11 protein-coding genes are annotated in these 9751 nt (G+C 64.6%); 2 read left to right on the forward strand and 9 right to left on the reverse strand.

Annotated features, from left to right (window positions below; all coding sequences use genetic code 11):
• Positions 1–15 precede the first annotated feature (15 nt).
• A complete protein-coding gene (locus U5L73_RS16830) occupies positions 16–876 on the forward strand; it encodes an HAD family hydrolase (RefSeq protein WP_322563410.1) in 861 nt (286 codons plus the stop codon).
• A complete protein-coding gene (locus tag U5L73_RS16835) occupies positions 869–2065 on the forward strand; it encodes an MFS transporter (protein ID WP_322563411.1) in 1197 nt (398 codons plus the stop codon). Before U5L73_RS16830 ends, U5L73_RS16835 begins: the two co-directional genes overlap by 8 nt.
• A 46-nt stretch (positions 2066–2111) precedes the next feature.
• Here the strand turns inward: U5L73_RS16835 and U5L73_RS16840 are convergent, their stop codons facing one another.
• The 9 genes from U5L73_RS16840 to U5L73_RS16880 all read right to left on the reverse strand — a co-directional run bounded on the left by U5L73_RS16840 (position 2112) and on the right by U5L73_RS16880 (position 9665).
• Positions 2112–2834: a hypothetical protein gene (locus U5L73_RS16840; RefSeq protein WP_322563412.1), complete on the reverse strand. Its 723-nt coding sequence runs from the start codon at positions 2832–2834 to the stop codon at positions 2112–2114.
• A 46-nt stretch (positions 2835–2880) separates the two neighbouring features.
• A complete protein-coding gene (locus U5L73_RS16845; RefSeq protein ID WP_322563413.1) occupies positions 2881–3933 on the reverse strand; it encodes a histone deacetylase family protein in 1053 nt (350 codons plus the stop codon).
• Positions 3934–4005: 72 nt separating this feature from the next.
• Complete coding sequence (locus U5L73_RS16850; RefSeq protein ID WP_322563414.1) at positions 4006–4416, reverse strand: PPC domain-containing DNA-binding protein; 411 nt, start codon at positions 4414–4416, stop codon at positions 4006–4008.
• Between the two features lie 89 nt (positions 4417–4505).
• Complete coding sequence (gene murA, locus U5L73_RS16855; RefSeq protein WP_322563415.1) at positions 4506–5786, reverse strand: UDP-N-acetylglucosamine 1-carboxyvinyltransferase; 1281 nt, start codon at positions 5784–5786, stop codon at positions 4506–4508.
• A 124-nt stretch (positions 5787–5910) separates the two neighbouring features.
• Entirely contained in the window at positions 5911–6627 is a 717-nt protein-coding gene (locus U5L73_RS16860; RefSeq protein ID WP_322563416.1) for an alpha/beta hydrolase, read from the reverse strand.
• Between the two features lie 101 nt (positions 6628–6728).
• Positions 6729–8129 carry a HAMP domain-containing sensor histidine kinase gene (locus tag U5L73_RS16865; RefSeq protein WP_322563417.1) on the reverse strand — a complete coding sequence of 467 codons (1401 nt, stop codon included), beginning with the start codon at positions 8127–8129 and terminating at the stop codon, positions 6729–6731.
• Positions 8126–8839, reverse strand: a complete 714-nt coding sequence (locus U5L73_RS16870) for a response regulator transcription factor (protein WP_322563418.1) — start codon at positions 8837–8839, stop codon at positions 8126–8128. The genes U5L73_RS16865 and U5L73_RS16870 overlap by 4 nt, the downstream gene beginning before the upstream one ends.
• Before the next feature lie 5 nt (positions 8840–8844).
• Positions 8845–9174, reverse strand: a complete 330-nt coding sequence (locus tag U5L73_RS16875) for a hypothetical protein (RefSeq protein ID WP_322563419.1) — start codon at positions 9172–9174, stop codon at positions 8845–8847.
• Between the two features lie 5 nt (positions 9175–9179).
• Positions 9180–9665 carry a Spy/CpxP family protein refolding chaperone gene (locus tag U5L73_RS16880; protein WP_322563420.1) on the reverse strand — a complete coding sequence of 162 codons (486 nt, stop codon included), beginning with the start codon at positions 9663–9665 and terminating at the stop codon, positions 9180–9182.
• Positions 9666–9751: the final 86 nt, after the last annotated feature.

Raw genomic sequence — 9751 nt, forward strand, 5'->3', positions numbered from 1 at the left:
ACAAAAGGCATTGACTTGAAGCCCCTGGCGCAATGGCCGGTGGACAGCCGCCGCGCCATCCGCGGGGTGTTCACCGATATCGACGACACCCTCACCCATGACGGTCACATCGCCCCCGAGGCGCTGCAGGCGCTGGGCGATTTGAAAGCGGCCGGGCTCACGGTGATCCCTATCACCGGGCGGCCCATTGGGTGGTGCGAGCCCTTCATGGCGGGTACCGACGGCGCAGCGTGGCCGGTGGATGCCATGGTGGCGGAGAACGGGGCTGTTGCGTTTGTGCCCGGCGCTGCCAACTCAATTACAAGCCAAATCGGCCTTCAGCGCCCGCCCACTATGCGCAATGCGCTATCAAAAAGATATCAACAAAGTACCGAGGTGCGAACTGCCAACCGCCTGCACATGGACGCGATTGCCGCGCAGGTCTGTGCCGAAGTGCAGGGTATGGAGCTCAGCCGCGACAGCACGGGCCGCGAGACCGACCTTGCGTTTGACTATGCGGAATTCGCTCAGCACGCCCCCGAGACCGTTCAACGCGTGCTGGCCCTGCTGCAAAGCCACGGCATGCAAACCACGGTGAGCAGCATCCACATTCACGGCTGCTTCGGTGAATTCAACAAATGGACCGGCGCCTGCTGGATCGTCCGCGAACTGCTAGGCCGCGACCTGAGCGCCGATCTGGATCAGTGGGTGTTTGTGGGCGACTCGGGCAACGACCAGGCCATGTTCCAGCACTTCACCCACAGCGCGGGCGTGGCCAACATTACGCGCTTCGTGCCGCAGCTCAGCCACTTGCCCACTTATGTGACCCCTTCCGCCCGTGGCGCAGGTTTTGCCGAAGTTGCGCAGGCTATCTTGGCGGCGAAAGACCATGACTAAGGCGCTCGACACCCACCACCCCGCACCCAAGGGTTCGGGCACCGGGCTGCTGGCGGTATTCGGCTCTACGCTGTTTCAGCTCTCGGGCGTTTTCATGCTGTCGCCGCTGATGCTGGTGATGCTCAAAGAGCGCGAGGTGTCCACCACTCTGGCGGGCTTATTTGCCGCTACGACGTGGCTGGGCATCTTCATCGTCACCCCATTTGCTTCGGCCATCACCCAGCGCTGGGGGCGGCGGCGCGCGATGTGGTTTGCCTCGGGGGTCCCGTTGGCTGCAGCCATCGGGTTCATGGCGACCGACCACCTGGGCCTGTGGTTTGCCCTGGAATTGCTGGCTGGTGTTGCGGGCGGCATGCGCTGGGTGCTGGCCGAGGCCTTTATCGCCGAGTTCTCACCGCCCGAGCGCCTCGGCCGCACCATGGGCATGTACGCCACCATGGTCGGGCTGACCTTTGTAATCGGCCCCACGCTACTCGCATGGACCGGTAGCAGCGGCCACGCGGCGCTGGGCCTGGTAATTGCGCTGCTCTCTATCGGCTTGCTGTGGACAGCGCTGATTCCCCCGATTGCGCCTCCTGCCGAGCCCGATACCGCCCACGCAGGCCCGCGCGGCTTGTGGCTGGCGGTGCAGCAGCACCCTATCCTGATGTTGGCAGGCTTTGTCGGTGGCTTTTTTGAGTTGGGCCTGGCCTCCATCCTGCCTCTCTACGGCCTCACGCTGGGCATGGGTGCCAGCGCAGCGGCTTTGATGATCTCAGTCAGCGGTGCCGGCAGCACACTGGTTGCCATTCCGGTGGGCATGGTGGCTGACCGCTTTGCCAACCCGGTGCAAGGCCGCCGAACGCTCATGGTGGGCGTGGCAGCGATGGCACTCGTGTGCGCTGCCGCACTGCTGGCGGTGGTGCGTTTGCCGTGGATCGTGTGGCCGGTGGTGTTTTTACTCGGTGCAGCCGGTAGCGCGCTTTACACCTTGTGCATGACCGATATCGGCGCCCGCGAAAAAGGCAACCAGCTAGTCAACAGCACGGCAGTGCTGGTGCTCAACTACACACTTGGCGGACTGGTGGCATCAGGCATCAGCGGTGCGCTCATTGAGCGCTCCGCCACCGTCATCTTCCCTCTTGTGTTGATGCTGGTGGCCGCCCTTGGGCTAGGCACGCTGCTCAAAGAGCACCGCCGCCAAGCCTGAACGGCCGCCACCCACGTGCTGGTTTTTCGGACTGGCTTTTCGCCGCCTAGTTTTTGGCGGCTTTCTTTTTGGCCGGAACCGATTTGGCTTTGGCTGCCGGCTTGGCCGTTTTCTTCACGGCTTTTTTGGTGCTTGCCTTGGCCTTGCCTTTGGCTGACGCTTTCGCTTTGGCACCTGATTTGGCTTTGGTCTTGCTGCTGGCCTTGGCTTTGGCCGACGGCGGTTTAGCCCGCTTCACCACCACCGCCTTGCCCGGTGGGGGCAGCAGGTCTTCGGTGGTCAGGCCGTAGCGCCCAGCCATGGTGGCCCAACCCGTGCCCTGCGCTTTTTGGGGCAGCACACCGTCCATGGCCTGCTCGCCTTGCGGTGTACGCAGCACGCCGCCGTGCAGAGCGGCTTGCAGCTGCCCAGCATCCGGATTGGTAACACCCTGCTGCGCCAGGGCGCCTTGCGCCAGCTTGAGGGCCAAGCGCACCTCGCCATAGCCCAAGGGCCCGGTCGCAGGCTCCTGGCTCGCAGCGCCTGCAGTAGCCGTCGGACGACCGCTGCGCAAGGTGGTGACCACCTGGTCCGCATCTTGGGGGTTGCCAATCCAGCTGCCGAACTCAGCAATCAGGCGCTCGGTGGAGGCTGCGTTATCGAGGGTGGCCGTCACCCCTTGGGCCTGCACCATTGCGGGTGCTACTACGGCGCAGGCGATAGTCAGCACCGTGGCGCGCAGGCCACGCTGCAGCCACACAGGGCTGCATAGTTGAAAAATGTTGCTCATAAATGGAAGCTTAGCCGCTCGAAGGCGGGGTTTTCGGGGGCAAATGTTACGGGCTGGTAAAGCCTTGAAGCACATTCACCGCATTCACGCCGACTGCGTCCACCGCATAGCCGCCCTCAAACACAAACACCGTTGGCAGGCCCGCCCGCGCCAAGCGCTCGCCCAAGCGCAGGTAGTCTTGGGTGGTGAGCTTGAAGCCGGAAATCGGATCGCCCTCGAAGGTGTCCATCCCCAGCGACACCACCAGTGCATCTGCGCCGAACTTGGCAATGCCAGCCAGTGCCGTCTCTAGGGCCTGGGACCAAGTGGCGTAGTCGGTGCCGCGCGGCAAAGGCAGGTTGAGGTTAGCGCCCAGACCCGCACCAGTGCCCGTTTCATCCGCATGGCCGAGGTAGAACGGGTACTCGGTGCGCGGGTCGCCGTGGATGCTGGCAAAGAACACATCGGGCCGGTCGTAAAAAATGGCCTGGGTGCCATTGCCGTGGTGGTAGTCCACATCCAGCACCGCCACTTTTTTCACGCCCGCCCCTTTGCCTTGGTCCAGCAGGTGCTGGGCGGCCAGCGCGGCATTGTTCAGGAAGCAGTAGCCGCCAAAAAAGTCGGCCCCTGCGTGGTGGCCGGGCGGGCGGCTCAAGGCAAAAGCGGCGCGGTCGCCGGCCAGCACCGCTTGCGCAGCGCTCAAGGCGCAGTGCGCCCCGGCGCGTGCAGCCACCCAGGTACCGCTGGTGAAGGGCGTGCCTGCGTCGTACGAATACAAGCCCACTTTGGCTGCAAAGTTGTCGGGCTCGATGTCGGTGCGGAAGGTGCGCGTGGGCCACACTGAGGGCAGGATGTCCTTGTCCGCATTGGCTGCGTCCAGCGCCACCCACTGGTCCCAAGCGGTCGCCAAAAACTTCAGGTAGCGTGGGCTGTGGATTGCGGTGAGCGCGGCCTCGTCAAAGGTTTGCGGCTCCAGCACCGCGCCCAGCTGGCGGCGCTGCAACTCAGCCAGCACATGGTCGGCACGGGCCGGCACCTCAAAGCACGGCACCAGCGCGCCGCGGAACATTTCGACTTTGCCCTGGTGCTGAGCGTGGAGGTGGTTGTAAAAGTTTTTCATGATCGTTTGTGAAGCAAATAGGGCACTAGCGCTCTTGGAATAAGCGCAAACAGCTATCAAATAAATAGCAAATCAATTCCGGGGACGGATCACCAGTTCATCGTATCCGGTGAGCGAGTCCGGCTCGCGGGTGAACTGCCAGTCGGGCAGCAGGGCCAGCAGCACCTCGGCCGTGGTGAGCACGATGCAGCCCGGCGCCACATGCCCGCCCAGCACCTGCCCATTCGCGGTGGAAACTGCCATGTGCATGTGCGAGCCAGTCTTGTCGTCACCGGCAGCCACTGTGCCCGAGAGGGTGAGGATTTCCATGCTTTCGGTCAGCCGCGTGGGCTGCACCGCCCCCGCTAGGCGGATGCCCGCTGTAGACAGGCTGCCGATGCCGGACAACACGAACGCTGCGCGGCAGTTTTGGGCGAGAACCGCGGCTTCCAGCGCAGCGCGCAGGTCTTGGCCGGGGGTGAGGCGAACAGGAAATGGCTTCATCAAATCCCTCTCAAATCAGCCGCCAACGCCCATGAAATATGCGCTAGCAGCTCTTTATTTGATAGCAAGCACGCCCTCGCGTGCAGCCTTCAGTTCGACTTGTGGGTGATGCGTGCGCCCAGGGCGAGCAGCTTTTCGTCTAGCTTCTCGTAGCCGCGCTGGATCATGTTGGCGTTTTGCACCGTGGACTTGCCGCTGGCGCACAGGGCGGCGCCCAACAGGGCCATGCCGGCGCGGATGTCGGGGCTGGGCAGGGTGGTGCCGCGCAGGCGGCTCTTGCCGCTGATGACCACGCGGTGCGGGTCGCACACCACGGCGGCGGCGCCCATGCCGATGAGCTTGTCCACAAAGTACAGGCGCGACTCAAACATCTTCTCGAAGAACAGCACATTGCCTTCCACTTGCGTGGCGAGGGTAATCATGCAGCTCATCTGGTCGGTGGCGAACTGGGGCCAGGGGCCGTCGCCGATCACCGGCATGGCGCCGTCAAAGTCGCGGGTGACCGCCATGCGCTGGTTGCCGGACAGGAAGATGTGGTGGTCGTGCAAATCAATCTTCACGCCCAGAGTTTCGAACACACGGTGGCACATGCCGTAGGCGTGCTTGTCGGTGCCCTCGACCGTGATTTCGCCCCCGGTGGCGGCGGCCAGCGCTAGGTAAGACGCAGCCTCGATATGGTCGTGGCACACGGTGTAGGTGGTGCCGTGGAGCGAGTCCACGCCTTCCACGCTGAGCTGGTTGGTGCCTATGCCGCTGATCTTGGCGCCCATGGCGTTGAGCAGGTGGGCCAGGTCTTGCACGTGCGGCTCGCAGGCGGCGTTGCGGATCAGGGTGTGGCCGCGGCTCACGGCAGCGGCCATGAGGATGTGCTCGGTGCCGGTGACGGAGGGCTCGTCAAAAAACAGCTCAGCGCCCGTCAGCGGGCCGGGCATGGTGAAATCGTACACACCATTGATGCTGACCTTGGCGCCCAGCTTTTGCAGGCCGTAAAAGTGCGTATCCAAGCGGCGGCGGCCAATGACGTCGCCGCCCGGTGGGAACAAGCGTGCAGAGCCGGTGCGGTGCAAGAGGCCGGCCACACACAGGATGGAAGTGCGGACCTTGTTGCACAGGGCCTGGCCGATTTCGCTGGTGCGCACGCTGGCCACATGGATGCTGACGCGCTCGCCGCTGCGTTCGACCTTGCCGCCGATCTCGACGATGACGTCCAGCATGTGGCGCACGTCGATGATGTCGGGCACGTTGTCGAGGATGACTTCCCGGTCCGTCAGGATGCAGGCCGCAATCATGGGCAGGATGGCGTTTTTGTTGCCGGAAGCGCGAATGGTGCCTCGCAGGGGCACGCCGCCTTCAATTTCAAATGTCGACATGGTGAGATTCAGTGTTGGGAGGCCGGGGTTTTCCGGCCAAGGGGGAGATTGTTACCGCTCCGGACCCGATTCTTGTAACTTTGTGCTGTAACGGTTACAGGAACCGCGACGAAGTTGGCACTTTTCAGGCGGCCAGCCAGCGGGCGAAGGCGGCGTTGACGGCGTCCGGCTGCTCCATCGTGCTCATATGGCCGCAGTCTTCCAGCACCACCAGCTCTGCGCGCACGGCGAGCATGGCGTCCACCATGGCCTGGTGCTGTTCGGGCGGACTCCAAGCGTCTTGCCGGCCGGTGAGCACCAGCGCCGGGCAGGTGATGCCGGCCAGCACCGGCGCGGCGTCGGGCCGGGTGAGCAGCGCGTTGATTTGCGCCGCAAACTGGGCCGGGCTGCTGCGCTCCAGCATGGCCAGCACTTGCTCGAACACCGGGCCGCCCACCACGGCGGGGTGCACCATGGGGCGCGCCCACATGGCGCCCATGGCCCGCATTCCGGCGCGCTGCGCGTGCGACAGCAGGGCCATGCGGCCGGCTTTTTCTTTGGCGCCCGCTTCGCCCTCGGCCAGGGGGTGCACGCCGGTGTCCAGCAGGGCCAGGCGCTCCACCCGCTCGGGGGCCAGGCGCATCACCTCCAGGGCCACGCGCCCGCCCATGCTGTGGCCGGCCAGGGCAAAGGTAGCGGGCGCGGTGGCCAGCACCTGCTGCGCCATGGCGGTGAGCGAATCCGTCAGGCCCCAGTCCATCACTACGCAGTGGTGGCTGGCGGACAGGGCTTGCACCTGCGGCGCCCACACAGCGGCGTCGCACATCAGGCCGGGGAGCAATACGAGAGTTTTGGTAGTCAAATCAGGCTCCAGCGCTCGCAGAATATGCGCAAGCAGCTATCAAAAATATAGCGAAATCATCAGGGCGCCGGGGCAAAGCGTTGTCCACCCCGCGCTGCAGCTCACACTGTAGCGGCTGGCAGAGCAATTTCAATCGCCAAGCCTGGCTGGGCATTGCGCACGGCAAAGCTGCCGCCATGGGCCTGCGCCACCAGGCGGCACAGGTACAGGCCCAGCCCCACGCCACCGCCTTCGCGCGTGCGGGCGGCATCCGGCCTGAAGAAGGGCTGACCCAGGTGGGGCAGCTGGCTTTCCTCCACACCAGTACCGAAGTCGCGCACGGCGACCGACAACTGCCCGTTCGCCCATTGCACCGTGATTTGCGGCGCGGCAGGCGCCCCCGCGCTGTGGCGCAAGGCGTTGTCCAGCAGATTGCGCACCAGCAGGCGGATGCGGGTCGGGTCCAGCTGCAAGCGGGGCAAGGCCGGGGGTAACTGCATGGCGATGGCAGGGCCCGCTTGCCCGTCTGCCGTGGCATGGGCGGTTTGCAGCTCGCAGACCACGTCTTCCACCAAGGCGCGCACGTCTACCGCCTCGCGGTGCAGTGCGGCATGCGGGCTAGCCAGGCGCTCGCTCTCCAGCAAGTCGGTAACCAGATCGCGCATGAGCGCCAAGTCGCGCAAGAGCGCATCGCGGCTGGCTTGCACATCGGCGGTTTCGGGAAGCAGCTCGGTGTTGAGGCGGGCGCGGGTGAGCGGGCTGCGCAACTCGTGGCTGATAGCAAGCAACAAGGTGCGCTTGGCCTCCAGCATCTGGTGGATGTCGGCGCCCATGGTGTTGATGGTGGCGGCGAGTTCGCCCAGCTCGTCCGAGTGGTGCGAGCAGCGCACGGGAATGGCCTGGGCAAAGTCCCCGGCACCGAAGCGCAGGGCACCGGCGCGGATGTCGTCCAGCGGGCGCAGCATGCGGCGCACGCGCCGGTAGGCCAGCGCCGTCAGGAGCAACAACACCGCCAAGGTAGCCCAGCCGATGTAGCGCGGCCGGTCGTGCCAGGCTTGCACATTGAGCCCGAAACGTATGCGGTGGCCATCTGCCGTAGTGCGCTCAAAAAAGCGTAACTCTTCGGCTGGCGAGCCGTAGCGGGAGTCTGCGCGGGAATACAGGTCTTCGGTATGGCTGCGCCAGTTCACCACCGGCCCTGAAATACGCAGGGTGAGCGGCAAGCGCCCGGTGAGTTCTTGGGCCCGCTCAATGCTGGGCGGGCTACCCAGCCCGGTGGCCAGGGTATCGATGTAATCAGCCACCAGGGGCTTGGCGGCATCGCGCCAGCCCATGCTCAAGGCCGCCTGCATGCCAAATACAAAAATGGTGGCCATGGCCAGCGCGAGCAGCATAAACAGGGCCATCAGCCGGAAGCGCAGCGAATGCGCCAGTAAGTGCTTGGCGCTGCGTTGCGCCTGTATGCACTCTCGAACGCCGGGCCAGCTCTGGCAGGCGCGCAGCATATCGCGACTCGTCATCATGGGGTGTTAGCGCTTGTGGCACCCGACGTGGCTAGTGCCAGGGTGTAGCCGGCGTTGCGCAGCGTTTTGATGCAGTCCAGCGGCTCCAGCTTTTTGCGCAGGCGGCTAACCACGATGTCCACCGCGCGGGTGTAGAGCTCGGCCTCATGGCCGCGCAGCTGGTTGAGGATGTCGTCACGGTTAAACACCTTGCCCGGCGCGCGGGCCAGCAGGAGCAGCAAGTCAAACTCCGTGCCCGTGAGGTCCACGGCTTCGCCGTTACGCAGTACGGTGCGGGTGGCTATGTCGATGCGCAGCCCCTGAAAGCACAGCTGGTGGAGGTCGGCCGCAGCGGCCTTGGGCGCTGAAGGTGCGCGGCGGCGCAACACAGTTTGCACGCGGGCTACCAGCTCGCGCGGCTCGAAAGGTTTGGGCACATAGTCGTCGGCTCCCAGCTCCAGGCCCACCACCCGGTCCATGACTTCGCCACGTGCGGTGAGCATGACGATAGGCAGGTCGCTATCTTTGCGGATGGCGCGGCACAGGGCAAAGCCATCCATCTCGGGCAGCATCACATCCAGAATCGCCGCATCGATGCCGCCCTGCGCCAAGCGCGCCAAGCCGTCACTGGGGCGCAGGCAGTGCTCCAGTGCCATGTCGAAGCGCGCAAAGTAGGCGGCCAGGGGGCCACCAAGCTGGGTGTCGTCATCGATGAGCAGAATGCGGTGCATGGGCGTCAGTGGGTTGCTGGTCTATTGTCACATCCCGGTTCACACCCGCCATCCCCGCGCAACAAGCTGCGGTGGCGCTGGATCAGGCTACGCAGGCGGTCGCGCTCGGCATCGGCCAGGCGGTCAAACAGGTCGGCCGCCTTTTGCACATCGTGCAACACCTGGGGCACATAACCCGGGCGGCGCTCCAGCAATCGCAGGGCGTGCTCGCGGTCAAAGCGCGGGCCCCACACTAGAGCCATGACTTCGGCGTGGGGCTCGGCGTAACCCTCCAGCACTACGGCCCCGTAGGCGCGCAGCGGCGCCGCAATCGCGTTCAGGGTGACCGGCGCCATGACACTCAGCCCCGGCTGAACCAGTGGCCGCGACCATCCATGTACTCGCGCACCTTTTGTTGCTGGGCGGTGTTCAGGCTGTTGTAAAAGTTGGCCATGGCGGCGATAACTTCGGGGCTCTTGGTCTGGATGGCAGCGGTTTTGTCGTTGATCAGGGCCTGGGCGCGGGCCGCGTCAAACTTGTCGCCGGCCACAAGTGCTTTCATTTCAGCGCGTGGGTCTTGGGTCTGGCCGATCAAGGCGGCACGCTGCTCGAAAATCTTGTCGCCCACCACCGCCAACAGCTTTTTCTGGTCGGCATTCAGGTCGAGCTTGCTGGCAACCTTATCAACCATCTTGTCGCGCTTGGCGGCATATTGCTCGGCGCTCATGTTGGTGCCGTAGTCGTGTGAACGGTGGCCGCACGCGGCAAGCCCACTGACTAGCACCAGGGTGGTCACGGCACCGATGAGCGTGCGTTTGGCATGGTGGTGTAAAAAGAAGTTGGTCATAACGGTCTTTCTGAACCCTGTCGGGTAGTTGGAATATGACCGTGATGGTGCCGCCGGAAGCCTGACACAGGGTGTCAAGGCGGTTG

Origin of the sequence: Rhodoferax sp., assembly GCF_034520025.1 — a bacterium.
GTDB lineage: Bacteria > Pseudomonadota > Gammaproteobacteria > Burkholderiales > Burkholderiaceae_C > Allorhodoferax.